A 25,924-nucleotide genomic window follows, 5' to 3' on the forward strand; every position below is an offset into this window, starting at 1 on the left:
GTTTATTTTCAAAAGCTTAAATAACTTTTTAAACCGTTAACGTTCGCTTCAATTTCCAATCAACTTTTCCTTCGAAGCGGGCGCGCATTATACAGTGCGCAAAACCTGTGTCAACACTTTATTTTAAGTTTATCTTAACTTCATAAAGCACTGAACCACTTGAAGTTTTCGGCAGATGCCTCCGTTCCAAGTGAGGCGCGAATTATAGAGTCAAAATATTTATCCGCAAGCCTTTTTTTAAAAAATATTCGAAATAATACAAAACTGGTTATTTAACAATCAAAACAGGCAGTTTCGGAGGTCTACCGCCAAGCAAATAGGACAATTATTGTACAAGGCGGATAGAAAGTATAGACGATTATTCTAGCGTGACCAGGTAAAAATAAACACAGGACAGGAAAAGCTATTTCCTCGCATAATGATACATAATTTCGCCTACCTTGGCCGTTTCCGCAATTTCCAACTTAACGGGCTTATATAAATGAATCTTGCCAGTAACTGACGATGATTCATCGATCTTTATTATCAGTTCGTCTTCGTTCCAACCTGAGAACCAGCCTTCAGATCTTTCTACAATAATGTCTCCATTGACTACACTCCCCTCCAAAAGACGAATATCGCCATTAATGGTCTTGACGTTCTGCAAGACAACTACCCGATTTAGATTAATATCACCATTAACTGTAATGACGTTCTTACCCACTTTACTGCCTTCTCGGAGGTCAATTCCACCGTTTACAGTTTCTATCGAGTACTCGACCTGTAGGCCTTTACCAGCACTGATCCCGCCGTTAACCGTTTCAAGATTACGCAAAGAAACATCATCAGCTATATCGACTCCACCATTAACAACATCAACATTGCGAGCAATGGCTTTACTTCCCAGAGAAACCCCTCCGTTTACACTAGAAATGTCTCTAACTTTTGCATTGTGCTCAACAGTCACGCCACCTAATACAGTATCCAGGTCTTGGTAACCATTTTGGCTATTCGCACTAACATGAACGGCACAACTTGTAACCAGTAAAGTTGAAGATAGTACCGCGGAATAAAGAACAGACTTGCTTTTCATTTTTTTATTACTCCAGAAACAATTAAACAAAATAAGTCGAGACTTATTAAGCAATAAATTTGCCAGTTATACGTTCCTTATAAATCAGTAGATTAGGCTTGCTAAAGAAATCTAACAAATAGTTGTTGGTCACTTTTGCCAGTTTTTGGTTAAATCGGCAAACAGTTATGAATTAACAATGGAAAAGGAACTTAATATGAGATGCCATGAAGTAGATTATGAAATTATCGGCCATGATATTCAATTGGTTGAAGTTGAGCTCGACCCAGGTGAAACAGTTATTGCAGAGGCCGGCGCTATGAATTATATGGAACAAGGTATCAACTTTGAAACAAAAATGGGTGATGGTTCAGATCCTGATGAAGGAATGATGTCCAAAATTTTTTCAGCTGCCAAGCGAACTCTTACAGGTGAATCCATTTTTACAACTCACTTTTCCAATCAAGCACATCAAAAACAAAAAGTAGCTTTCTCTGCGCCTTATCCAGGAACAATAATTCCACTCAACATGGCTGAATTAGGAGAAAAAGTCATTTGTCAAAAAGACGCATTTGTCGCTGCAGCCCTTGGAACAAAAGTATCAATTACCTTTAATAAGAGGATCGGTGCCGGCTTTTTTGGTGGAGAAGGATTTATCCTGCAAAAACTTGAAGGTGATGGTATGGCGTTTATTCATGCAGGAGGAACACTAATTAAAAAAGAGCTCAAAGGTGAAACATTGCGGGTGGATACAGGCTGCCTGGTCGGGTTCACTCAGGGAATTGACTATGATATACAGCGAGCGGGTAACCTGAAATCAATGGTATTCGGAGGCGAAGGTTTGTTTTTAGCAACTTTGTCAGGCCATGGTACTGTTTGGCTACAGAGTCTGCCTTTTTCTCGACTAGCAGATCGGGTTATCAGAAGTGCGCCAAGCATGGGTGGGTCAGATAAAGGAGAAGGCTCAGTACTTGGAGGCTTAGGCCGACTCATCGACGGAGACTAACCAATAGTAAGAAGCACTATATTCCTGATAACCGGCAGTATAAGCGCCTTAATATAAGACTAGGCGCTTTGTTTACTTCGACTGCTTTCCATTTTTACCAGGCCGACAACTTTTTCAACCCGTAGCAACATAAGTACAACCCACCAACAGATATAGATCATTGGCTCATTGATATCAGACTTACTTTGCCAAATCTGGTGAACTAATCCCGCGAAGGCTATGAAATAAACCATTTTGTGCAATTTTTTCCAGCTTTTGCCCAACCTTTTCTGCGCATATCTAGTTGAAGTTATTGCCAGGGGCGTCATCAAAAGAATACCCACTGCTCCTATCATAATATAAGGGCGTTTCACTATTTCATCTGCTAGGTCATGTACACTAAAATCCAGATAAAGCCAAAAATAAGTTAAAACATGAAGTATTAAATAAAAGTAGCTATATAAACCCAGTAATCGCCGATACCTTATCCATCCAGAATAACCCGATACGTTTTTTAGTGGCGTCATGGAGAGGCTAGCTAACAAAAAGATAAGCCCCCACAACCCCAACTCATGCATGAGTTTGGTCTGGGGATCTCCACCGAGCAATTGATTTAAAGCAGCATATACTAGCCAGACTAAAGGAAGCCAACTTGTACAATGAACAAAAATCTTTAGGCCTAATTGTTTATTCATTAGAAAAATTTTCTCAAATCCAGCCCTTTGTATAGATGAGCCACCTCACCAGCATAACCATTGAATGGCTTCGTAGGAATTCGTTTTACACCGAAAAATGACTCATCAGTAATACGACGCTCTGTCGCCTGGCTCCAACGAGGGTGATCAACTTTTGGATTAACATTAGCGTAGAAACCATATTCGTTGGGTAACCTTTCATTCCAGGTAGAAACGGGCTGCTCCTGAGTGAAGCGAATTGATACTATCGACTTGATACTCTTAAAACCATATTTCCAAGGAACGACCAGTCTCAGGGGTGCTCCATTTTGACCTGGCAGCGGCTTTCCATAGACCCCCGTAGCCAATATTGTCAGAGGATGATTCGCTTCCTGAATAGTAAGCCCCTCAGAATATGGCCAGGGTAAAGTATAAGAACCAAAGGCTCCTCTTTTTTGTCCGGGAAACACCTCTGGGTCATGCAATGTCTTGAACTCAACAAATTTTGCCTTCGAGGTTGGCTTAACTAGAGATATCAACTGATTAAGTTCAAAACCTGTCCATGGTACAACCATTGACCAAGCTTCGACACAGCGCAAACGATATATTCGTTCTTCTTCATTAACCCTGGACAATATTCGTTCCAGAGTATAGTCACCAGGTTTATCGACTTCGCCAGAAATATTGATTTTCCAGTTACTGTCAGGCTTAAAGTTTCTTGCTTTTCTCGAAGGCTCTTGCTTATCGGTAGAAAACTCATAAAAATTATTATGGTGAGTAACGACAAACTCACTACTTAACTCGCCTCTAAGTTCCTCTCCAATCATCTTAGATGACTTCTGAGCAACAGTATTATCAGACAACACGATACCTGGAGCCAGCGCGGATACACTCAGCGCCCCGGTAAAGCTTTTAATAAACTCTCTTCTCTTCCAGAAAATAGCTTCTGGAGTCACCGAGGTTTCACCTAAACTATCAGACTTTCTAACAATGGCCATTTTTTAAAATCCAGTAATAATGTCAATGGGCTATTCCCTGTTGACTATATAACCTCCAATTTGTTACACAAACCGACATCAAATGGCGATGTTGCTAGATTTTGCTACACTTACATTCGTCATCAGACATAAAACAACGTTAAGTAGACCAATTGGTGTTTGTATTATTGGTGATGCTTCCAGACTTGATCCAAGTCTATTGACAATAAAATAGATTCTGGCATTATGCCGCGCAATTTAGCAAAAACGAGATGTTTATCCAGTATGAGCCAAGTCGATTTTAGCCGCCTTATTCTTAAAGGTATTACACCCGAAGGTAGTAAATTTCGTCCAAGCGACTGGGCAGAGCGACTTTGCGGAAATTTGTGTACATTTCGCAACCGAAGAATGTACTACTCACCTCTACTGCGTCCAGCGGTTATCGACGGAATAAAATGTGTGATCGTTGATGCAAAACTGCAGGAAGAACACGCCAATTTATTAGATGACGTAATTCATTTTGCCAGGAAAAACAATCTTCAAACCGAAAAAGAGCAATAAACACCTCAAAATTAACAATTTTTTATACAAAGCACTTAACTTTTACCCCGATTTAAGACTATATTAGCCATATTAATTAGTCGTTTAGGATAAATCATGAAACTAAGTGCTCTTATTTCGTTTATCGGCCTTTTTTTCCTTGCCAGTGTTTCTCAAGATCTGGCTGCAGCCAAGTATATGTATAAGTGGAAAGGCGCAGATGGCCAAATACACTACAGCGAACGCCCCCCTCAGGGTGTGGAATATACCCGAATCAAAGTAGCTGATGATGGTGGAAAAACAACCAGTAAAGTGCCGCAAGCACCAGCGCCAAAAGAAGAAAAGAAAGAAGAAAAGAAAAGTAACTATGCCGAATGGCGAGATGAGAACTGCCGAATTGCAAAAGAGAATCTGGATATACTCCATAATTCAGGAAGAATATCACAGGATGACGGTCAAGGCGGAACTCGTCTTATGACTGATGAGGAAAGAAAAGAAAACATTAAAAGCTTTACTGAAAAACGTGATAAATACTGCTCTTCAGAGGCAGAAAAGAAGTAAAACCAGCCCTCAAACAGAATATACCGTTTTAAAAAAAGAGGCTAATGCCTCTTTTTTATTTAAGTAGCCAATCTTTAAGTTCTTCCAATTCGAATGGCCAGCCTAATTCTTGATCAGACTTGGCCAATACAGGAATTCTTACTCCATACCGTTCAACAAGAGCTTCGTCACCGGCAATTTCCACCGGCAACATGGTTAAACGAGAACTCACATCTTTATCATTCTTTACCAGATATTCAAACATTGCTTCTGCCTGTTCGCAAAGATGACAACCTGCAGTGGTGAAAAGTTGAATAGTTTCTGTCATAGAACAAAGCCTTTTGTTAACTTGGATCCAGTTCGGATATTAAACTCATCCTTCAATTAAATTGTAGAATTGGTTTCCAAAGAATACCAAACTTATTTTACGCTTTAACTATTTTTCCTACTTAAACTTGATCAGCCAACAACGATGCAAATTATTGCGGGTAAAATCAGGTGATTGAGTTGATCGAGTTATTTCCTTAACTTCAATTCTTTCATTTGATTCGACCATCATTTCAAATTTTTGAAAATTGTTGGAAAAAATCAACTCTCCTTTTGGCTGAAGTACCTGTAAACACTGCTCGATTAATTTTGGATGATCACTCTGCACATCGAAGTGGCCTTCCATTTTTTTGGAGTTCGAAAAAGTAGGAGGATCAAGAAATATGGTATCAAACTTCTCTCCTTCCTGAGGAGCTTGTTCTAACCAATGCATACAGTCTTCTCTGATGAATTCGTGCTCGGCGAGTTGAATTCTGTTTAATTTAAAGTTCCGTTTTGCCCACTCCAGATAAGTGTTAGACATATCAACATTGACGGTTTTTGCCCCCAGTGTTGCGGCATAAACAGAAACCGTTCCGGTATAGCAAAACAAGTTAAGTAACTTCTTACCACTAACTTTATTCGCCACAAGCTCTCGTGTTTTTCGATGATCCAGAAATATTCCCGTATCAAGATAATCTTTTAAATTAACCCAGAACTTTCTTCCGCCTTCCTCAATTGTGAAAAAATTATCCTGCGTTTCTTCAACTTTTCCTTGCCTGGAATATTGCCAGCTTCCTTTTTGTTGTTGCCGTTGCTTTACAAAAACTTGACTAGGGGGTAACTCAAAAACTCCCGCAGCGACTCTCTGGATCTCTTTTAGCCTTCTCGTTGCGACTTTATCATCAATGGACTTAGGCGCTCGATATTCTTGAATATGAATCTTATCTCCGTAAATATCAATTGCAGCATTGAACTCAGGAATATCTGCATCATAAACCCTAAAGCAGCTTATTTTTTCACTCGCAAGATATTTTTTCAACTTCTGTCGATTTTTTTCAACTCTGTTACAAAGTTGAACACCTTGTGGCGAAAGCTTTTCCTTAAATGCCTTATCAACTTCATCGTCATTAAGTCTGTCAATAAAATGCTTTTCCTGTAAATCAAGATTCAAAAGCTCACAAGGGATACTACCATTATTAAATTTGTATATTTTTTGAGCTCGAATTCCGAGCGAGTGTCCAAAATCTTTATCTGGAGACAATACCGAGGCTTTCCACCCTTTCATATCCGTCTTGAGCCACTTCCCAAGCTCATTATACAGCTGCTTGACAGACTCTCTTTCACCTAATCGCTCACTATATGGCGGGTTGACGATTACCAGCCCCTCGCTTCCAAAACTGAACTGACTCAATTGATCAACTCCAGCTATTCTAGTTTCAATAACATTCTCCAATCCTGCCAAAGCAATATTGGCCTGAGCATTTCTTACAGCCTTAGGATTAATATCACTTCCGCAAAACTTGAGCTTATTGTCTGCGAGTCCTTTTATCTTTCTTTCTTCAGCATGTTTTACGATCGACTCCCATAAGCTCGCATCAAATTGATTCCAGCCAAATAATCCAAGAGATTCTCTGAGGAGCCCTGGAGCAATATCCATTGCCATCATCGCCCCTTCGATTAAGAAAGTCCCTGAACCACACATAGGATCAACGAGCGTTTTGAATTCACCTGGCCATTTTGCGCGTTTCAGCAGTGCTGCAGCTAAATTCTCCTTGATGGGAGCTCCTCCGCCTTTAACTCGATATCCTCTCTGGTGTAATCCTCTTCCCGCCAGATCAATAGATAATATGACCTGATTTTTACGTATCTGACAGTGGAGTGTGACTTCAGGATCATCAAAATCGACTTGCGGCAACACTTCGTCATTGTCTCGATAATAATCAACCACAGCATCCTTCACCCGTTGAGAAATAAACTGAGTATGACTCAGTTTTGACTTGTAGGACTGTGAATTAACGACAAAAGTCGCCCCAGGAGCAATATGCTGCTGCCACTCGATAATCGAGATTTGATTGTAAAGAGTTGACTCATCATTTGCTTCAAAACTTGCAATTGGAAATAAAATTCGGCTTGCCAGCCTGCTCCACATAAGCACTTCATAAACGCCCTTCCAATCGGTTTCAAAAGAAGCTCTGGATAATCCCTCGGATATATTTTCCGCGCCTAGAGAAACCAGCTCATCAACGAGCAGATACTCTAAACCTTTGGCACAAGTAGCAATAAAATTTGGCATATTCGAAATAATAGCAGTTTGCAAATGTGGCAATTATACTGACTTGCTCCGGCATTGGACATCAATAACTCCGATATTTCCTGAGTGTCTGTGAAGACCTGTACAAAACAAGCAATCTGCGCAAATTCTTAAATTATATCTGGAGTTATTAACTCTATGATTTATTGGCAAAATTTAACAAAAGAGACTAGTATCAACGTTAGACTGAGTAGTTATCTATGGGCTTTAAGACAGCTCCTGCTCGTAAAAATGATTAGCCCGAATTAGCAAGGACTTAGACGCGACCCTACAAGGTTGATAAAGTAGCATGACTGGACCAAATATCAGCACAATTCAAGCGCGCCAACAGCCTCTTCTAAAATTCTGTAGCAGAAGTCTGATAAGTGTAATTGTTACTCTACTAGCCTTCCTCTATTCCTCGAGCAGTTTCTCTCAACAAAATATTTCTGCAGAGCAATTTAAGACGGCTTTCATCTTCCAACTCCTGGATAAAGTTGAGTGGCCAAATGAATCTCAGATTAAGTCATTTAAAATTGGACTGGTTGGAAAGCAGGAATTGCTTTTGCAACAAATTAAACAGGCAATTCCGAATCGGCAAATAAAAGGAAAGTTCATTCATGTAGAGCTTGTTAGTCAATTAGACAAGTTTCCTGAATATCACCTCCTCTTTATTCCTGAAACACCACCTATCAGCCTGGCACAAATAGCTCAGAAAACTTCAAGAACCAATACACTAATCGTGACCGTTAATACTCTGGATAAGAAAAATACAATGGTCAACTTGCTTCAACAAGCCGATGGAAGATTCACATTTGAGATAAATAAACCGAATATTACCTTTGAGTATTTAAAAATTGATAAAGATATTTTACTTCTCGGCGGAACTGAGCTGGATGTTGCTGAATTATATAAAGAGTCATTTCAGGAACTAACAACACTAAAACAAGAGCTAAAAGATCAACAAGATGCGCTCAAACGCTCAAAAAATCAGCTTGCTCAATCACAGAAGCAATACAAAGAGGCTCTGGAAGAATCAAAAAAAATTAAGACTGAAATGAAAATACTCGCAGATGAGCTTGACAAAAAAACCAAACTCATTGAAGCGAAAAACATTTCGATTCGAGAAAAAGAAGGTGAGCTCCTGGCGATTCAAAATGAACTACAGGAAATCAGTAATCGATTAAGAGCAAATACAGCCCTGTTAGGAGAAAGGCTCAGTACGATAAAATCTAAAGAAGAAGCCATATCTCAACTAACGGATGATATTAATCAGAACCTGCAAATTCTAAAAAGCCAGAAAGCAGAGATTGAAAACCAGCAAAAATTATTAACTAAACAAAAAGAAAATCTTGCAAAGCAGGGCTCACAAATTGAAAAACAACAGTGGTGGCTCGTTATTAGTGCTGCGGTCCTGTCGGCCTTCATACTACTGTTAACAATGATAGTTTACTTCAACAAGGAACGTCGTAAAGCCAATCTGCAACTCATTGAAAAGAATGCAGCACTAAGTGAAATTCAGAAAGAACTATTGGTCGCTCGCGATCAGGCTCAAGCCGCCAATGAAGCAAAATCTTCCTTCCTGGCTAATATGAGTCATGAAATCAGAACTCCCATGAATGCAATTATTGGTATGTTACATCTGACACAACAAACCAAACTTTCAGAAAAGCAGCTCAACTATGTTAATAAAATCGACAATGCCGCGAATGCATTACTAGAAATCATTAATGATATTTTAGATTTTTCCAAGGTTGAAGCGGGTGAATTGAAAATTGAAAAAATTGATTTCAGTCTATCCAAAGTACTCAATGATATATCAAATCTAACAGGCTTAAAAATTCAGCAAAAGGGACTAGAGTTTGTCTATGATATTTCCCCCGAAATACCTGAAACCATTATCGGAGATCCACTAAGACTTACCCAGGTGCTAATCAATCTTACCAACAATGCTATGAAATTTACTGAAAAGGGCGAAGTAAAAGTGAAGATTGATTTAGTTTCTGTTTCAAAAACAGATATTCACCTAAGCTTTCAAGTCACCGATACAGGAATAGGAATGACAGAAGAGGTATCCAAAAGACTTTTCAAGCCGTTTAGTCAAGCAGACTCATCTACTACTCGAAAGTTTGGTGGTACAGGTTTAGGACTGGCGATATGCAAAAAGCTTATTGAAGAGATGGGCGGCAGTATCTCGGTAAAAAGCCAACCGAGTCAAGGCAGCAGCTTTATTTTTGATGCTCACTTTGGCAGGAAAGAAAGTAAGAATGTACTCGATCGCGTCGATGATTTGCTTCAGTTTAAAGATAAGCAAATACTCTTAATAGTCCAAAATTATTCTACTCAAAAAGCGCTAGAGTCTATTTTGGAAAACTTCAAATGTCATTTTGCTACTGCGAATTCATTTGAAAGTGCTTTAGGCATTATTCACTCAGCGGGCAAAATTCAAAAATCATTTGACTGCATTATTACGGACCTGCATTTCGTTACATTACATAAGAGCGAATTATTGAAAGCATGCGATTCACAATCAGCTAAACTCGCAGTACTTACTCCAAGCACATCCCCAGATGAAGAAGAAATAATAAACTCTCTGGGTCAGGTTATAACGATAGACAAGCCTGCAACACCTTCTTCAATATTGGATGCGTTAATTCAAATTTTTGATTCAAATTATAATGAGGCGATTGGCAATAGAATTTCTCGCATGGATGAAAATGCACGAATTAAGAAGCTGGGGACACAATTGCAATCACTGAAAATTCTCGTCGCTGAAGACAACGAAATAAACCAGGAAGTTGCCAAAGAAATTCTTACCCAGGCTTCAATCTCAGCCCATGTAGCATCCAATGGGGCTGAGGCAGTAGAAATGGTAATGAATAACGAATATGATTGTGTTCTTATGGACATCCAGATGCCAATTATGGATGGCTATGAAGCAGCCAGCAAAATCAGAAAAAGCAAATCCAAAGAAGAACTTCCGATAATTGCTATGACTGCAAATGCAATGGGCGGAGATAAAGAAAAATGTCTTGCTGCAGGGATGAATGACTATATATCAAAGCCTATTCGTATAAAAGAATTCTTTGAAACATTAAATCTATGGCTATCGGGCAAGATTTCCGCGGCACAGGTTAAAAAGTCAAATAGTCTTCAAGCGAATTCAAACTTATCAGAGGTCAGTTCAAAACTAATTGATATCAATGGTGGGATCGAACTCATGGGAGACGAATCTCTATTTATTGATCTGCTTAACCAATTTAAAGAGCAACAGGAAAACTTTCTAGTAGAAGCAGCTTCCCTTTTAAAGAGTAAGAATTATGCCGAGCTTGCCAAATTTTCGCATGACTTAAAAGGCGTTTCTGCAAACCTGTTTATTCAGCCACTTTCAGATAAAGCAGCAGCTTTGGATCATGCATGTCGCGAAGAAAATGATATTGAAGCGAAAAAGCTGTTAGATAGTTTGTCAGAAATTTTCGACGCAACATTTTCAGAAATAAGTTCTCTTTCCAAACAAACTTCAACATCATAAGCTTTTTAGCCAGTAATACTTTGTTCGATGTTAGGTCAGAAAATTAATCTGCTTCTGTCACCAAAGCTTTAGCTACTTCACTTACCAATGCAGGTCCTTTATAAATAAAACCTGAGTATAGCTGAACAAGTGAAGCACCCGCATCCAGCTTATCGCGAGCCGTCTCAGCAGAATCAACTCCACCAACTCCGATAACCGGAAAGGCGCCATCAACTTGCTGACAAAACTTTCTCAGAACCTCTGTACTCTTTTTATGAAGAGGAGCTCCACTTAATCCGCCCTGCTCATCGGCATGCATCAATCCTTCAACCTCTTCTCTATCGAATGTAGTATTAGTCGCGATAACACCATCTATCCGGTGGTGCTTAAAAGTCTCGGCGAGTTGCTTTACTTCTTCATCATCAAGGTCTGGAGCAATTTTAACTAAAACAGGAACTTGCTTATTATGTAGCTTAAGCAGCTCTGCCTGCTTTTTCTTAATCGCTGACAACAACTCATCCAGCGCCTCTCCAAATTGAAGTTGCCTTAGGTTAGCGGTATTGGGAGAAGAAATATTGACGGTAATATAGCTTGCATAAGGATAGACCTTTTCCATGCATATCATGTAGTCTTCCACAGCTCTTTCTACGGGCGTATCAAAGTTCTTACCAATGTTAATTCCGAGTATTCCTCGATAGTTTGACTGCTTAACATTTTCAATCAAGTGATCAACACCATGGTTATTAAAGCCGAATCGGTTAATGATGGCCCCTTTCTCGGGAATCCTGAAAAGGCGAGGTTGAGGATTTCCAGGTTGAGGTCTTGGTGTTACTGTGCCAATTTCAATATGGCCAAAACCGAGCGCAGCAAAAGCATCGATGCAACTGCCATTTTTGTCTAACCCGGCAGCCAGCCCTACTTTGTTAGGAAAGCGGATTCCGAATACTTCCACGCCATCCTCAACTCTTTGCTGAGAGATTAAAAACCGAAAAGGAGAGTTTTCTATCTTTTTCAACCACTTAAGAGTTAGGTCATGAGATTTTTCCGCATCCATTCTAAACATGAACGAGCGAATCAGAGGATAAAAAATCTTCAACATAGTGCCACCTAAATACAATATTGGCGCGATTATACGGATTGCCCTGTATAGTTACAACTTAGCTGGCGCAAGGAGTTTACTTTGGAGAAGCTCAAGAAAGAAAAAAGCCCCCAGTCGGAGGCTTTACAATGGATTTATTAGAGGCTCGATTATTTCTTGGCAGCCTTCTTTTTGGTAGCTTTTTCTTCCCAAACACCATCCTTATAGTGTGCACTCCAGCCGGTCGCCTTACCGTCTTTTTCACTGGTTACATATTGCTCTTTCGACTTTCGACTAAATCGAAACATCGCTTTATTACCATCAGGGTCTTCTACGGGCGCTCTGGTTAAATACTCAAATTTGGGATCAAGTTGATCTTTAACGGTAAGCAATTCTTCAACCAACGGAGCTCTGGTCTCTCGATTTTTTGGAAACTGACTGGCGGCAAGGAAAATGCCAGAGGCGCCATCTCTTAGAATATAATGGTCGTCAACCTTCTGACATTTCAAATGCGGCATTGGAATTGGATCGGCCTTTGGTGGAGCGGGCTCTCCATTTCTCAACAGCTTGCGCGTGTTCTTACATTCTTCATTTGTACAACCGAAATATTTACCGAATCGGCCAACTTTCAATTGCATATCATTGCCACACTTATCACATTCAATAAGAGGACCATCGTACCCTTTGATTTTAAAGCTACCTTCCTCAATCAGGTAGCCTTTACACGTGGGGTTGTTACCACATACATGCAGCTTTTGATTTTCATCAATGAGGTAGCTATCCATTGCCGACTCACATTTAGGGCAACGTTTCTTCAAAAGAAGATTTCGACTTTCAGCTTCTTCATCTTTGTCCACGGCCTCTATTTCATCGCCAGGGATCAAATTCATTGTATGCTTACACCTTTCTTTTGGTGGTAGCGAAAACCCACTACATCCTAGAAAAGTGCCAGAAGATGAATTTCGAATCATCATTTTGTTAGTGTTACAATTGGGGCATATCATATCCATTTCGACGGATTTGATATTGTCCATTCCCCCATCTTCAACCGGAAGCTCTGCTTTTTCGAGACGCTTTTTGAGATCTTTATAAAAATCGGTGAGGGTCTCTTTCCAAACTTGGTCCCCCGATGCAATCGTATCGAGCGTTTCTTCCATTTTTGCAGTAAAAGAGTAATCCATTAAGTTGTTGAAACTCTCACCCAGACGATCTGAAACTATTTCCCCAATTTTGGTTGCGTAGAACCGGCGATTTTTAATCACCACATAACCGCGATCCTGAATTGTTGAAATAATGGAAGCATAGGTTGATGGGCGTCCTATTCCTCGCTTTTCAAGCTCTTTTACCAATGCAGCTTCGCTGTATCGCGGAGAAGGCTTGGTAAAGTGTTGCTTCGGTTCCAATGACTCCAGAGCAAGAGTCTCTCCAACACTCACTGCTGGCAGAATGACATCTTCATCATTCTTGGATTTAGGTGGCTGAACCTTAGTCCAACCATCAAACTTCACTACTCGTCCCTTGGCAGCCAACGCAAAATCTCCTGCCTTAACACTGAGCTGAGTCACGTCGTAGACCGCATCAGTCATCTGACAAGCGACAAACTGGCGCCAAATCAAGTTGTAGAGTTTGATGGCATCGTCATCTACATTCTTCAGATGCTTTTCAACCGTTCTTACGTTAGTCGGACGAATAGCCTCATGAGCTTCCTGTGCTCCTTCCTTATTGGAATAAAGTCTGGCACTTTCAGTAAGGTATTTATCGCCGTAATTTTCACTAATATAAGTACGACACATATCCAGCGCATCGGCACTCAACATAGTAGAGTCAGTACGCATATAGGTGATATATCCTGCTTCATACAGTCGTTGAGCTAACATCATTGTTTTCTTTACGTTATAGCCCAGGCGAGTACTCGCAGCTTGTTGCAAGGTTGAAGTAATATAGGGTGCACTTGGACGACTTTTTGAAGGTTTAGAATCGCAGCTTTCAACAATCAACGGGCTCTGGCGCAACTTGGACTGCATCTCATCGCTTTGTGCTTTGTTGACAGGTCTGTACTTTTCGCCCAGATAACGCCTGACTTCAAGCTTAAGATCATCTTTACCCCGAGTTTTGGTGTCAGCCCATAAGGTCCAGTATTCATCCGGAATAAACGCGCGAATTTCTCTTTCTCGCTCAACAATCAGTCGAACAGCAACCGACTGGACCCTTCCAGCCGAAAGTCCTCGAGCGACTTTCTTCCAAAGTATAGGAGAAACCATAAAGCCAACTACGCGATCCAGAAAACGCCTTGTTTGCTGCGCATTGACATAGTTCATATCTAGATGGGATGGTTTTGAAAAAGCTTCCTGAATCGCCTTCTTGGTAATCTCATTGAATACAACTCGTTGGTACTTATCATCATCACCGCCAATAACTTCTTTTAAATGCCAAGCTATGGCCTCTCCTTCGCGGTCCAAATCCGTTGCAAGGAAAACCTGGTCAGCATCTTTGGCAAGCTTTTTAAGCTCTTTGATAACTTTTTCTTTTCCCGGCAAAATTTCGTAAGACGCTTTCCAGTCTGCTTCCGGGTTGATACCCATTCGCTTGAACAAAGCTTCTTTGGCCTGTTTTGCTTTATGCTTGGCTTTTGCTTCAGGTGATAGTTTTCTCGTTTCAGCCGCTTTTCTGGCCCTCTCTTTAGGGTCGACAGGGGTAGTGGCAACTTTGGTAGGAAGATCTCTAACATGCCCTACACTGGACTTAACGACAAAATCTTTGCCGAGGTATTTGTTAATCGTCTTCGCTTTGGCTGGCGATTCGACAATGACTAATGATTTACCCATGGATATTTTTTAATATTCCTAACTTTATAAAAGTGTAATCTTTAGCGCTACACAGGGATCTTATTATTTTTCGCTCTATTTTTTCAAAAAGGGCTCACCGCCCCTTTTTTATTTTATGGTCAATTACCCTTTAAGAGTCAACCTAAAACTTGGAATTTTTATTGATAATAGCAATTGTCTCTCAGTTTTCCAGTGAATTTTACTATCAGTTCAATAACTTAACCTTGACGAATTAAGTTTAGCGGAGGGGGCTCGGTAACCCGTTTGACGCCCTGCCATGATGCCAACAGCATTAAAAATAAGGTAGCGGCGGGTAAAATTCCCCAGAGTTGCCAGTGAAACTGAAACTCAATTTCAAAGGCGTAACGGTAAATAAGGTAAGTCACAAGCTCTACCGCAGCAATAGCCATCGTAGAAGAAAGTAGAGCCAACCAGATATATTCGAATCGAAAACTGGCTGCAATAAATGACTTGCTCGCACCAAGCGTTCTTAAAATTGCAGATTGTTTGTATTTGTTGTCGAATGTTTGTTCCATGGCAGCCCAAAGCAAGGCAAGTCCTGCAATCACAACAAAGATCATTATGATTTCTACCGCTGTCGAAACCTTTTCAATAATTGACTGAACTTCTTCGAAAATTCTATCCAGTTCAATTATTGTAATGCTTGGATATTGTTTAACCAATTTAGCTAGTAGCCCTTTATTTTCTTGTTCCATCCTGAAGCTACTGATATAGGTTGCATTAAATCCGTCCATACTTCCCGGATTGGCAATAACATAAAAATTGGGAGTAAAAGTCTGCCAGTCAATCGAGCGTACATTGATAATTTTTGCCGTCCATTTTTCCGCTCCTATAGAAAAATTTATTCTATCTCCGACCTTCAACCCTATTGCCTGAGCGGTGCGCTCCTCAATAGATATTAATGGTTCATCACTTGATTCCGGCCATCCCCATTTTCCAGTTACTAACTGATTTCCTACCGGTAGTTGTTGTGACCAGGTAATATTCAACTCACGTCGTAGCGAATTATGCTTTTGTCCCTCCTCAGACACAGCTTCTTTTATATCCTGATCATTGATTCCGGTAATTCTTCCGCGAACCATTGGATATAGTTCCGCAATTTGAAGATGATTTTGTTCAAAAAACATCCGTATCTGTTCCACTTCTCCTGGTTTAACATTGACCATAAAGTGGTTCGGAATATTTTCCCCTAAACTTTGCTGCCACTTGCCCAATAATTCAGTTCTCACCAATACCATTAAAGCAATAACAAAAATTGTGATACTGAATGCCAGCAAGTGAAGTAAAGTTATTCCCTTATTGGCATCCAGCTGTCGTAAGCTGAAATTGACCGCAGCACTACGACTATTGGAAAACTGCTTCATAACCAACAATAGTAAACTGGCGAGCGATGCAAATAAAACTGCGACACCCACCAGGCCTAGTAAAACAGACATCAACAACTTCACGTCCTGCATCTGGATCCACATGATAATAACTAAAGTGATAGCCGACAGTAGATAAACAGACAAACTGCCCACACTCATAGGTTCGAGCTGTTTTCGTAGCACTCTCATAGGAGGCACATTTTTTACCTGAATGAGTGAAGGTACAGAAAAGCCGAGCAATAAAATAACTGTTGCCATTAGAGGAATAAACAAAACAGAATAATCTGCCTGAGGTAGGTCTACCGTAATCCACTGTTTTAAAATGGAAACCAGGAACTCCTGAAATACAATACCAAATGCGCTCCCTAAAGCGACACCGCATGCGCATACAATAGTCAAAATACCCAGAAATACTTTTAATACGTCATTATTTGTTAAACCAAAACAACGCATTAGCGCACTCATATCAAATTGTCTGCGGGCGTATCGACTGGCAGACATAGCGATAGCAACTCCAAGTAAAATCAATGTCAGCAGGCTCGAGAGTGCAATATATTTTTTGCTCCGTGTGATTGCCGAACCGGCAACAGGAGATTCATCAAAAACGGTCAATAACCTTTGGCTAGTCTCCAATTCAGGCTTGATCTGTTCAGTAAAAGCTTTTAGCGCTTCATCATCGCCTGAAAAAAAGTAGCGATAACTCACTCGGCTACCTGGCTGAATAATTTTAGTTGCAGCCAAATCATCGATATTGATAATCGCGGTCGGTGCTATATTGAACAAAGTGCTTCCCTGGCCAGGCTGTAACATGATGGCACCATCAACCTCTAACTCGGTATAACCGACCTCAACCTGATCTGCTTTTTGGACCGAAAGAATTGAAAAAAGTCGCGGTTCCAACCAAAGTTTTCCACGTGCAGGACTTGTATTCAAAATTCTGCTTTCGGCATAGGGCTTTTCAGCAATTTCTATTCGCCCCTTTAACGGATAGCCATCAGACACAGCTTTTATGGAAGCCAACTGTAATTTTTCTTTGGCAAATAAAACACTCGAAAATTCGACACTCTGTGCACTTTTTAAGCCTAAATTATCGGCTCGTTCCAACCACTTAACCGGGACTTCTCGCGGAGACGCAATAACGACGTCCGCACCCAACACATCAGCGACTTCTCTTTCAGTTGCACTCTCGATTCGATCAATTACCAGGTATATAACGCTGATTGAAGCCATGGCTACAGCCATAGATAAAAGTAATACGAGAAGATCTTTTCTCTTCCAGTCTCGCTTAAAAATTCGCCAGGCAATAGAGATTAGCAATCCATTAGAATTCATCTATGCGACCTCGCTTTCCTCAGCTGAAGATTTACTCATCATTTTACCGGCGCTCAAAGTCAGGGACTCATCGCAGCGTCCTGCCAGATGTATGTCATGGGTGACCAATACAAGAGTCGTGCCCAACTCAGAGTTCAATGAAAACATTAGCTCAATAATCTTTTCACCGGTAGCAGTATCCAGGTTTCCGGTCGGTTCATCAGCCAACAGCAACGCAGGTTGTGTAACAAATGCTCGAGCAATCGCCACTCTCTGTTGCTCGCCACCCGATAACTGATTGGCGGTATGTTGAAATCTTTTTCCCAGACCAACTTTTTCCAACATTTCTTTTGCTTTTTGTTTGGCGTCTTTATCGCCTTTGAGCTCTAGCGGCATCATTACATTTTCAAGTGCCGTCAGGCCTTCAATTAGCTGAAAGCTCTGGAATACAAAACCGAGATTATTCTTTCTTAATTCTGCGCGCTCTTCTTCCGACAGCTTAAAAATGGACTTTCCATCAATTAACACTTCTCCACTAGTCGGAGTATCAAGTCCAGCCAAGAGTCCGAGCATCGTTGTCTTTCCAGAGCCAGACTCTCCCAGGATGGCCAGACTACACCCCTTTTTTAATTCAAAAGAAACATTATCCAGAATAGTTAGACTGGAGTCTCCGGTTTTAACTTTTTTGCCAAGATTAATAGCTGTTAACATTTAATTGCTCTTTAGGGATAGTAAAACAAATCGAGTATGGTAAATTCAAATATACGTAAAATCAGTAAATTTGGATTCCAGGTCTTCTTTACCTCAATCAAAATTCTAAAATTTTAAGATCGATGATGCGAAACTACATATACGGACTATTAATTCTAATTTCAACCTATATTACTTTTAACCTGAGCGCTGCATCAGAAAATTCAACGATTACTGCAGGAAAAGCAAATAGTGACAAAACAATTCTGGTATTTGGTGATTCTCTTAGTGCAGCATACAATATTCCGATCGAGCAAGGCTGGGTTAGTTTGTTACAAAACTTTCTAAAGACTAATGATCTCAATGTTAAACTAGTCAATGCCAGTATTAGTGGTGAGACGACCAGTGGAGGACTCGAACGACTCGAAAAGCAACTAAAGCTTTACAATCCTGATATTGTTATTCTTGAACTTGGAGGCAACGATGGGCTAAGAGGCTTATCACTAACCGCAACTAAAGAAAATCTATCAGAGATGATAAAACTGAGTACAAAATATAACTCAGAGGTTCTTCTGGTGGGCATAAAGATTCCACCTAACTATGGTAGAACCTACACGAGTCGATTTGAAAAAATCTATACTGATTTAGCACAAAGTGATGATGTGACGCTGCTCCCGTTTTTATTGGAACCTATCACCAACAAATTACACCTGCTACAAGCTGATGGCATTCATCCCAAAGCGGAAGCCCAACCTCTATTAATGAAACACGTATTTAAAACACTCGAAAGCATGCTATAAGGCAGCTAAGAGGCTTCCAATCAAAATAGCATTGTCTGACTCCGTAAGCACGGAGTTAGAACCCTCTCAAAAAAAACATACTTATATTAGTAAATTCCATCATATATCGTAATATTATTCCGCATTGTTGAGATTTTACAAAATCAACTTGATCTAAATGCTCTTTTAGAATAAATTTAGTTATATTAGTCATATATAAGCAAAAACCTAATATTATTCTAATTCCTGATAATAAGGCGGTAGGAAATTATGTTTAAATCCAAACACATTGAAACAAACACCATTCATGCAGGTAAAGTAAAAGACAAACAATTTGGCGCTTTGAGCACCCCGATTTACCAAACTTCTACTTTTATCTTTGACAATGTACAGCAAGGATCTGCACGCTTCATGGGTGAAGAAGAAGGGTTTATATATGGACGCCTGGGTAATCCTACGGTAAGAGAATTAGAACAGCGTATGGCGGCTCTGGAATCGACTGAAGAAGCGGCGGCGTTTGGTTCAGGAATGGGCGCAGTTTCAGCAACCTTGCTTGCCAACCTGAAAAAAGGAGACCATGTAGTCGCCTCTTCTGCATTATATGGTTGTACTTTTGCTCTGATGAATCATAAGTTTCCAGAAATGGGCATAGAAGTAAGTTTTGTTGACATGACGAACGAAGCCGAAATTCGTTCTCAGATCAGAGAGAATACTAAGGTTATATACCTGGAAACACCTATCAATCCAAATCTTGTTGTTATCGATCTCGAAATGGTTGCTAAAATTGCCAAAGAACATGATTTGGTCAGCATCGTCGATAATACTTTTATGTCTCCAGTACTGCAAAATCCTGCCCGTCTCGGAATTGATCTGATCATCCATAGCGCAACTAAATATCTTAATGGTCATGGTGATGTCATTGCAGGAATCACCTGTGGAAGCAAAGAACAGATAGAAAATATCAAGCTGACTACCTTAAAAGATATGGGGGCGATTATTAGTCCAAATGACGCCTGGTTAATTATTCGCGGTCTCAAAACATTATCGGTTCGAGTGGAAAGACATTGCGAAAATGCTCAGCGTGTAGCGGAATTTCTTGAAGCTCATCCGAGCGTCAAACTGGTCAACTACCCCGGACTACCTTCACACCAGGGCTACAGTCTGATAGGAAAGCAAATGAAAGCTGCTGGCGGTACTTTAGCTTTTGAGATCGATGGAACCTTTGATGATGCTGTAACCTTTATGAACAGCCTTCAGCTTTGCTCTATCGCAGTAAGTCTGGGCGATGCAGAAAGCTTAATCCAGCACCCTGCGTCAATGACCCACTCCCCTTATGAGGAAGAAGAAAGGGCTGCTGCCGGAATCAGCGAAACGCTAATCCGTCTGTCAGTCGGATTGGAAAACGTACACGATATTATTAGCGACCTTACTCAGGCGCTGGATCATATGAATAATCGTCTACGTCAGGTAGGCTAACTTTCAGACAAACCGTCAGAAAATATCAAAGGGCGCTTTGGCGCCCTTTTAGTTTGATTTTGTCTGTTAGTTGACTGTATTCGATTGTTTAAAGACTTTTAGACACTATTCCGACTTCAAAGTGATCTTCCGATAAAGTGCCCTTCCAATCATTCTCACTTTCGTATCAAACGGCAAACGCTTAATATTGGTTTTAACCGCCCCCAAGGTAAAACAGGTGGGTTTGGAATAATCGATATTGACATCAGCAATGACCGAACGACCAGTTTCTGCTTTTTCCAGCGCGCTCGCGATACTTGCCGCGATTTCTTCGTTGTTTCCAATTCTCACATAATCACAGCCCGTAGCCATCGCCACCCCTTCCAACTTAACCGAAGCGACTTTGGCACAAGTTGTTCTGTTGTAGGGTCTGGTTTGCGCTTGTGCAATCTGTGACAGTTCTCCATCGTTAAATACAAACTGCACAGTTCCTACCCGGTTATCACTGGCAGTTGCCAGCTCCATCGCGGTCATTAAAAAAGCGCCGTCACCGACGATACTGACCACCGGCAGCTTTGGATTTGACAACTTGGCACCTATAGACGCAGGAACAGCATAACCCATGCAGTTAAAATCAGTAGGAGAGATCATTCCGCCCACTCGATGGACAGGCATCAGTTCAGCGGTCAAAAAAGTATGATTTCCGTCATCAACAACGACTATGGCTTCATCATCCAGTTGCATTCTTAGCTCATCAAAAAACCGGACGGGGTTAACCACTGCGCTTTTGTCTGCTTTGCGCCACTCTTCGCGAAAGGCCTGTTTATCGCCAAGAATTTTCTTCTGTAATTCACTCGAATCTCTTTTGGCTACGGAAAACTGAAGCTTTTTAAACAGCTTTGTGCAAATTTCTGCCGAATCTCCATGCAGCTTCACTTTGGCCGGAAAATTACGGTCGAAAACTTGAGGATTAATATCAATATGTATCAGATTTTCAGGTACATTCACCCCATAGCTTCCGGTAGCAATTTCACCGAAACGAGTTCCGACCGCAAGCAGGCAGTCACATTGAGAAAAAGCATTTTGCGCAGAAGGAACGGCTGAATTTCCAAAGCCAAATCCGGCGTGAAGCGGATGGTTTGCAGGAAAGGCACTCACGCCTTGCAGGGTTGTTGCTACTGGACAACCAAGATGCTCTGCGATGGCTTTGATCGAATCAAATGCACCCAATGCTCCCCAGCCGACAAAAATGCCCGGATTTTTCGCCCCATCGAGTAAAGTCACCGCCTGTTCCAGAGAGACTTCATCCAGCTTATATGGATGCCTTGCAGCCAGAAATTCTGGCAAGTTAGGGACGTCTCCTCGGTCTAGTTGGATATTCACCGGAATTTCGACAAATACCGGACCAGGTTCACCATCCACCGCTAATGCATAAGCTTCAAATATAGTCGGGACGACAAGATCGTGGGATTCTACTTTAAAGGTCTTTTTGGTAATCGGCTCCAACAATTTATGTTGGTCCATCTCATGCAGTTGATAGCCAAATTTTGAGTCAGAACGAATACCACCAGAAATAATCAGCATGGGTATACCATCCAGAAAAGCCTCGCCGATGCCGCTAGCCGCGTGAGTTACCCCGGCAGCAGGAACAATCAGCATACAACCAATACCGTCACTGACTCGACTGACTGCATCGGCCATAAAAGCACCGCAGCCTTCATGGGTGACTAATACCGGCTGTATTTTCTCTGAAGAGTTGAGTTCATCATAAAGTTCAGTATTGTGAACCCCCGGAATGCCAAAGGTAAATTGAATAGGTAATTGCTCAAGCGCGTATCGGGCAAGCCAGGCACCTGTCTTTTTCATGGGTCACTCCGCTTTATTCTTATTCAAGTGGTCTGAGTAGTTGCTTTAATGTACCTTTTGTCTTGTATAGAGACAAGAATAGTCGAATTTAAATATGGCAGAATAATATTAGTCTGAGATGAAGTTTGCCGGTCGGCTGCGTAGGTAACGGATAGCAACGCAGGATCGAGGATAACCCAGAGAAATAATTGGAATTAAATGTGACCTACTGAGTAGGATCGAGAGTAAATGGTTGAGAGCCTGCCTGACAAAATCAGGAATATGCCTCGATTCGTTAATTAGGGCTAATCCTCTAAAGAGGACGCTTATTGTATTCTTGAGCTTAGTAGCGATCCGGTCATATCGTCTCAATTAGCGGATGGCATAGCATTAAGCTAGATTGACTTGTTAGCATTACTTTGGCCTAACATGGATATACCTAGCCAGACAAACCAGATAATTTGAGTGACACCAAAAATTTCAGTGAGGACTTCATCGGGATATATTGTTGCAATACCAGAAGCGCCAACAATTAGACCCAGGTAATTCATTCCTCGCGAGAACTCTTTCGCTTTAAGGGCCGCTAGACTAATCAACAGAACCCAAAGCCCGCCAACAAGTTCGTTTCCTCCCCCAAAACTTTCAATTAGCACTGAAATCACTCTCCACATATCAAAAGCTTTCTCGGCAGATAAATCCATTAGGTTAATTGAATGTGAAAGCCCAATATTTGCCAGCATGCCACTTGCAATGACCAGAACAACCCAAACAACGCCAAAGACAGATCCCACTTTAACAATTGGATTATTTGTTGATTTTAATTTTTCATATAAACCAACAACTATAACCGCTAGAAAAACCCCAAACATTACATACATCAGAAAATAAATCATTGAAAATGCAAGCTGATTTTCTGCTAAATATGCCATTTTGTCTGATGCCGTACCTGCGGAGGGATATGCCCAAAAAGCGCCAAAAAACACAAAGGCAGCTATATAAATCAAGGCTTCAAAAATAGCTGAAACGCCTACAACTTTTTGTAGATTTTTCATTGGAATTATCCTGTGTTTGTCGTAAAGCGAAAGTCTTTAAGCACTAAAAAACATATGCCATAAGCGGTTATTAATTATGCTGATTTTGTTTATTACAAATACTATTGATATGGTCGGTAATATACACCTGTATCACCGTCTTGCCATAGTGCAGTAATGGTTATTTCACCTGAGAAGTCATAACTAACCCAAAGTTGACTTCTGTAATTGCCAAGGCCGTTCAAAAACCAAATATCTGCCAGCGAACGTTCGGCATGCGGCTTACCCATAATACTCCTAACTTCTTCACGGGTCATACTCTTCACTAGTGAACTGAATTTTTCTGTTAAGTCAGATTTGTATTTTTTCGGTATATCTGAGTAAGAGTTATACTCTGTCTTATTATATTCAACAGTAATTAATTGTTTTTTACCTTTCGGATTAGTAAATGTCCAAGTTGATTTGTGCTGGAATTTACTTTCCTCTTTTGTGGAAGAGGAGCACCCAAAAAGGATGATAATAAATAGCAATACAATAAATTTATTCACGATGTGTACGCCTTATTGACGCGCCCCACCAAGGGGCGTATTGATTAATTTTTTAAGCTTTTGTGGCATAAATTATCTCTAGAAACACTAAAGAAGTCCGCATATTTTCAGACATATATGGTCAAACTCGATCGAATGATAAGAAATATCGAGACTTCTTCATTCCCAATCAAAAAGAACTCTATACTCAAGTCAAATTGACCCCGCTATCAATAAAACTCAACAAAAAGCAGCATTTCTTCAATAACAGAGTGTCTGATTTAGTTCTGATTTAGTTTTTTCTTGGTTTGTCCCATGTCGCTACTCCAGTGGTTTTCAGTAAATATACTGTCCACTAAAGTGGTGCTAGTTCACGCGCTGTCCTTCGCGTTGCTCTTCAATGAATGGCTATGTTTGCATTTCACGATTTTTCGAACTTTAACATAATGCTCTAACAGTTCTTTCATTGCTTTTTTAGGTTCTTCGATTCTAAATATTTCGCAATGCGAATCGTCAGAGTCTTCACGTGGGTACTGACCATGACCTACCATATGATGGCAACCGCCCCCTATATTCTTACCTTTTCCTTCTTTGACACATGCGGCGACAGCCTTCCAGTAAACAGCTTCAAGGACAGAACTCTCACATTTAAGGAACGGACTCTCAGAACCTTGTATCCACATAAACGCTTCGGTTCTCGCTGCCTTGTACTCTTCAGTGAGCTCGCAATTTTCTGAAGCTATTAGAATGCTCGAAAAAAGTAATATAGGTACAGCTAAAAGCTTCAAGTGCTAATCTCCACAAACATAACGCCTTACTAACTTGCGCCGCCAGGCGTCAAGTTGAGTAATTTGTTAGGTTCATTCATGTCACAAGACTTCCAAGCTCCTTTTGAAACCAGGAATTCAAACAGTTCACTGTCTTCCTCACCCTCCAGCAAATCTAAAGGTGTATTGAACCATTTATGTTCAGACCCAATAAAGTACTCCAACGCATTTACATTTGCACCATGTTCAATTAAGACTCTTGCGGAACCCAATTGGTGTGCCTTTACCGCATAGTGAAGTGGAAAATCGCCTTGTGATCTAGGATTTTCATTAATAAATCCTTTGTGTTGATTTACTTCTAGGCCAGATGTAATTAGATAATCTAGTAATTTGTGATTACCGGATTCAGCGGCCTTATGAAGAAGGGTCTCACCGTTTAGGTCCTGTTCTTTAATGTCCGCACCATAATCTACTAAAAGTTTTATCAACTCAGGCGTTCCCTTACGTGAAGCAGACAAAATTCCAACGCAAACGTGCCTTTCTTCTACAAGATCGCCATTCTCATTGTATCTTGGGTAACTCTCAAAAAGGCTAGCACCGCTATCAAGCAATACCTTGGTTGCCGCAATATTCCCGTGAGCACATGCTAAAGGGAGAGCTTTATAACCATATCTAGATCGAGCGTTAACATCAGCACCTTTTTCGATAAGCATACTAATTATTTCAGATACACCTGCTTTTGCTGCTAAATTTAATGGCAAATCATAATCCGTAACAGATTCCTGTAGATTTGGGTCCTCAACTTTTGAAAGTTTCTCTATGATTTTCTTCTCAATCTTTGAGTCTTTACTCTTGATATATAGATCAATTAATTTACCTATAGATCTGGGAAGACGTTGTTTTTTCGCAACCCTTTGGGGAGCATCTTCTTCCAGAACATTTTCAATGGTTTCTCTGAGAGTGTCTGTAACTTTGATCCAGCTCGTTAGCGCTCCAGATTCATCCCATAAATCCTTTAGTTCTGAATCTGTTAAAACTTTATTAAGAGACGTAACAGCAAGTATTTTTATCTCTTGGTCAGGTGAAAAGGCAGTTCTTTCAATCCATTGCTTGGCACCTTGATATATACCCATTACTTTTTCTTTTGAAGCAGCAGCAACAATTGCGACAGCTGCCACAACTTCTTCGGCCATTGGTGCATCAATATCACTCGCATCCACAGCAGCTTTAAGAGTGTTAATGATATGCTCTACGCCAGCATTGCTATCTTCTAATTCTGCAAGCCAATCTAGCGCAGTATCATTTCCAAAGGGCTTATTGCTCCAAGCTCCCATATTTACTCCCTAATCCG

20 protein-coding genes are annotated in these 25,924 nt (G+C 40.6%); 6 read left to right on the top strand and 14 right to left on the bottom strand.

The window, feature by feature from the left end; genetic code table 11:
• Positions 1-403: 403 nt before the first annotated feature.
• A complete protein-coding gene (locus IYN84_RS16865) occupies positions 404-1,072 on the bottom strand; it encodes a hypothetical protein (protein WP_196140439.1) in 669 nt (222 codons plus the stop codon).
• Between the two features lie 196 nt (positions 1,073-1,268).
• On the opposite strand from IYN84_RS16865, the gene IYN84_RS16870 reads away from it, so the two are divergent.
• Complete coding sequence (locus IYN84_RS16870) at positions 1,269-2,057, top strand: TIGR00266 family protein (RefSeq protein ID WP_196140440.1); 789 nt, start codon at positions 1,269-1,271, stop codon at positions 2,055-2,057.
• Between the two features lie 59 nt (positions 2,058-2,116).
• Here IYN84_RS16870 and IYN84_RS16875 read toward each other — a convergent pair whose 3' ends face one another.
• Entirely contained in the window at positions 2,117-2,731 is a 615-nt protein-coding gene (locus IYN84_RS16875) for a sulfite oxidase heme-binding subunit YedZ (protein WP_196140441.1), read from the bottom strand.
• A complete protein-coding gene (gene msrP / locus IYN84_RS16880) occupies positions 2,731-3,708 on the bottom strand; it encodes a protein-methionine-sulfoxide reductase catalytic subunit MsrP (RefSeq protein ID WP_196140442.1) in 978 nt (325 codons plus the stop codon). The genes IYN84_RS16875 and msrP overlap by 1 nt, the downstream gene beginning before the upstream one ends.
• Before the next feature lie 264 nt (positions 3,709-3,972).
• On the opposite strand from msrP, the gene IYN84_RS16885 reads away from it, so the two are divergent.
• Positions 3,973-4,248, top strand: coding sequence for a DUF3579 domain-containing protein (locus tag IYN84_RS16885; protein ID WP_196140443.1), 276 nt, complete (start codon positions 3,973-3,975; stop codon positions 4,246-4,248).
• A 96-nt stretch (positions 4,249-4,344) separates the two neighbouring features.
• Positions 4,345-4,788: a DUF4124 domain-containing protein gene (locus IYN84_RS16890; RefSeq protein WP_196140444.1), complete on the top strand. Its 444-nt coding sequence runs from the start codon at positions 4,345-4,347 to the stop codon at positions 4,786-4,788.
• 55 nt (positions 4,789-4,843) lie between these two features.
• Here the strand turns inward: IYN84_RS16890 and IYN84_RS16895 are convergent, their stop codons facing one another.
• Both IYN84_RS16895 and rlmKL read right to left on the bottom strand, forming a co-directional pair.
• Positions 4,844-5,095 (bottom strand): glutaredoxin family protein, encoded by a 252-nt coding sequence (locus tag IYN84_RS16895; RefSeq protein ID WP_196140445.1) that lies wholly within the window; start codon positions 5,093-5,095, stop codon positions 4,844-4,846.
• 117 nt (positions 5,096-5,212) lie between these two features.
• Positions 5,213-7,402 carry a bifunctional 23S rRNA (guanine(2069)-N(7))-methyltransferase RlmK/23S rRNA (guanine(2445)-N(2))-methyltransferase RlmL gene (gene rlmKL / locus IYN84_RS16900; RefSeq protein ID WP_196140446.1) on the bottom strand — a complete coding sequence of 730 codons (2,190 nt, stop codon included), beginning with the start codon at positions 7,400-7,402 and terminating at the stop codon, positions 5,213-5,215.
• A gap of 274 nt (positions 7,403-7,676) precedes the next feature.
• Between rlmKL and IYN84_RS16905 the strand changes: the two genes are divergently transcribed.
• Entirely contained in the window at positions 7,677-10,898 is a 3,222-nt protein-coding gene (locus IYN84_RS16905; protein WP_196140447.1) for a YfiR/HmsC family protein, read from the top strand.
• A gap of 43 nt (positions 10,899-10,941) precedes the next feature.
• On the opposite strand, the gene IYN84_RS16910 is transcribed toward IYN84_RS16905, so the two are convergent.
• The 4 genes from IYN84_RS16910 to IYN84_RS16925 all read right to left on the bottom strand — a co-directional run bounded on the left by IYN84_RS16910 (position 10,942) and on the right by IYN84_RS16925 (position 18,190).
• Positions 10,942-11,976, bottom strand: a complete 1,035-nt coding sequence (locus IYN84_RS16910; protein ID WP_210330651.1) for a quinone-dependent dihydroorotate dehydrogenase — start codon at positions 11,974-11,976, stop codon at positions 10,942-10,944.
• A gap of 149 nt (positions 11,977-12,125) precedes the next feature.
• The gene (gene topA / locus IYN84_RS16915; RefSeq protein WP_196140448.1) at positions 12,126-14,780 is read right to left on the bottom strand and encodes a type I DNA topoisomerase; all 2,655 of its coding nucleotides are present in this window, start codon (positions 14,778-14,780) and stop codon (positions 12,126-12,128) included.
• A 218-nt stretch (positions 14,781-14,998) separates the two neighbouring features.
• The gene (locus IYN84_RS16920) at positions 14,999-17,500 is read right to left on the bottom strand and encodes an ABC transporter permease (protein WP_196140449.1); all 2,502 of its coding nucleotides are present in this window, start codon (positions 17,498-17,500) and stop codon (positions 14,999-15,001) included.
• Positions 17,501-18,190: an ABC transporter ATP-binding protein gene (locus IYN84_RS16925; protein ID WP_196140450.1), complete on the bottom strand. Its 690-nt coding sequence runs from the start codon at positions 18,188-18,190 to the stop codon at positions 17,501-17,503.
• 125 nt (positions 18,191-18,315) lie between these two features.
• On the opposite strand from IYN84_RS16925, the gene IYN84_RS16930 reads away from it, so the two are divergent.
• Positions 18,316-18,969 (top strand): arylesterase, encoded by a 654-nt coding sequence (locus IYN84_RS16930; protein WP_196140451.1) that lies wholly within the window; start codon positions 18,316-18,318, stop codon positions 18,967-18,969.
• A gap of 249 nt (positions 18,970-19,218) precedes the next feature.
• A complete protein-coding gene (gene megL / locus IYN84_RS16935) occupies positions 19,219-20,424 on the top strand; it encodes a methionine gamma-lyase (protein ID WP_196140452.1) in 1,206 nt (401 codons plus the stop codon).
• A gap of 105 nt (positions 20,425-20,529) precedes the next feature.
• Here megL and IYN84_RS16940 read toward each other — a convergent pair whose 3' ends face one another.
• The 5 genes from IYN84_RS16940 to IYN84_RS16960 form a co-directional block, all read right to left on the bottom strand.
• Positions 20,530-22,269: a thiamine pyrophosphate-binding protein gene (locus IYN84_RS16940; RefSeq protein ID WP_196140453.1), complete on the bottom strand. Its 1,740-nt coding sequence runs from the start codon at positions 22,267-22,269 to the stop codon at positions 20,530-20,532.
• A 374-nt stretch (positions 22,270-22,643) separates the two neighbouring features.
• Positions 22,644-23,300 (bottom strand): DUF4386 family protein, encoded by a 657-nt coding sequence (locus IYN84_RS16945; RefSeq protein ID WP_196140454.1) that lies wholly within the window; start codon positions 23,298-23,300, stop codon positions 22,644-22,646.
• Positions 23,301-23,401: 101 nt separating this feature from the next.
• Positions 23,402-23,827: a hypothetical protein gene (locus tag IYN84_RS16950; RefSeq protein WP_196140455.1), complete on the bottom strand. Its 426-nt coding sequence runs from the start codon at positions 23,825-23,827 to the stop codon at positions 23,402-23,404.
• Positions 23,828-24,177: 350 nt separating this feature from the next.
• Entirely contained in the window at positions 24,178-24,594 is a 417-nt protein-coding gene (locus tag IYN84_RS16955; protein ID WP_196140456.1) for a hypothetical protein, read from the bottom strand.
• 29 nt (positions 24,595-24,623) lie between these two features.
• Positions 24,624-25,907: an ankyrin repeat domain-containing protein gene (locus tag IYN84_RS16960; protein ID WP_196140457.1), complete on the bottom strand. Its 1,284-nt coding sequence runs from the start codon at positions 25,905-25,907 to the stop codon at positions 24,624-24,626.
• Between the last annotated feature and the right edge of the window lie 17 nt (positions 25,908-25,924).

This window comes from Aliikangiella sp. G2MR2-5 (assembly GCF_015687155.1).
In the GTDB taxonomy this organism is placed as follows: Bacteria; Pseudomonadota; Gammaproteobacteria; order Enterobacterales; family Kangiellaceae; genus Aliikangiella.